The following is a 1,345-nucleotide window of genomic DNA, read 5'->3' on the forward strand; positions in this document are numbered from 1 at the left end:
TGCTAAAAGTCCGCCGGTTATTCCCTGATGAGGATGACAGCCCTTTTTTGCTGGTAAAGGTGAAAGGGAAAAAACTGGTACGCATGTTTATAAATCGGAGATTTAAACAGGCTCTCACAGATATTAATCTTGATCACTCCCGGAAAATAATCGGTACGACGAACTTCAGCCAGCCTTCACATCATTCCCTGCGGCATTCGTTTGCTGTGAACACGCTGAAAAGGATAAAACAGCAAGGAAAATCCTGTCAAAATGCCCTGCCTGTACTGGCAGCTTACATGGGGCACAGCAAATACAAATACACTACCTATTATTTGAAGGTACTGGATGCTGAGCACCGTCGGCAACTGTTTAATTTTTCGATATCAAAAAGCGAGGACGCATGAGATTGACAAGATGCCTGCACCAGTATTTTTATGAATACTTGCCCTCGATAAAAGGGACGAGTAAACAAAGTGTCCAAGCTTACCGGCAGAGCCTGTCTTTGTTCCTGCATTTCCTGACGAATCATCACTCAATAAAAATCAAGTCGTTGACAATAGAACACTTAACAGTGGATGCAGTGCTTGCCTTTCTCCAGCATCTGGAAAAAAATCGAAAAAATAGCGTGCAGACTCGAAACCAGCGCCTGGCCGTGATCAAGTCTTTGGCCAAGATGATCCGCTTCATGCATCCGGACAAAAAACAAATCGCCGAAGGCCTCCTGAACATCCCTCAAAAAAGATCTCAAAAAAAGGTGATGGGGTTTTTATATCCTGAAGAAATCATGAAAGTCTTCAGTGCCGTAGATCTGAAAAAGAAAGAAGGCATGAGGGATTTTACCATTCTACATTTGCTTTATGACTCCGGTGCCCGGGCCAGTGAGATTGCCACATTGGAATTTGATTTTTTTGATCCCGAAAACGAAACCATTGCAGTCCTGGGAAAGGGAAACCGTTACCGCTTGATTAATCTATGCTCCAGAACAGCCTCGTTGATCTCGGATTATATCACCAATCATAGGGTAGATCCCATCCCGTTATTTGCCCATAGGCTTTTTATCAACCAACGGAAGCGGGAAATGACCCGGCACGGCATCAACAAAATTTGCAGGAAATATTTGACCGCAGCATTGCCGGAAAAAAGGCTGAAAGGACTGAGTCCGGCCCACTGCTTCAGGCATTCGTGTGCGGTCAATATGGTCACCTTAGGTGCTCCGGTATCGGATATCAAAAATCGTCTTGGTCATCAAAGTATTGAATCAACAATGACCTATCTGCAACTGGATCTGTCAAAAAAACGGGAAGTCCAAAATGCGCTCATGGAATATATGCAATCGAAAATAACTCATGACAAAAAAATTGAT

2 protein-coding genes are annotated in these 1,345 nt (G+C 43.6%); both read left to right on the plus strand.

All coding sequences use genetic code 11. The annotated features are described in order from the left end of the window. Positions 1–386, plus strand: a 386-nt coding sequence (locus B147_RS28070) for a site-specific integrase (RefSeq protein WP_020587044.1), incomplete at its 5' end; no start/stop codon positions are given. Beyond that, a partial coding sequence (locus B147_RS0109895; protein WP_026259594.1) for a tyrosine-type recombinase/integrase occupies positions 383–1,345 on the plus strand: 963 nt, incomplete at its 3' end. The genes B147_RS28070 and B147_RS0109895, both read left to right, overlap by 4 nt.

This window comes from Desulfobacter curvatus DSM 3379 (assembly GCF_000373985.1).
In the GTDB taxonomy this organism is placed as follows: domain Bacteria; phylum Desulfobacterota; class Desulfobacteria; order Desulfobacterales; family Desulfobacteraceae; genus Desulfobacter; species Desulfobacter curvatus.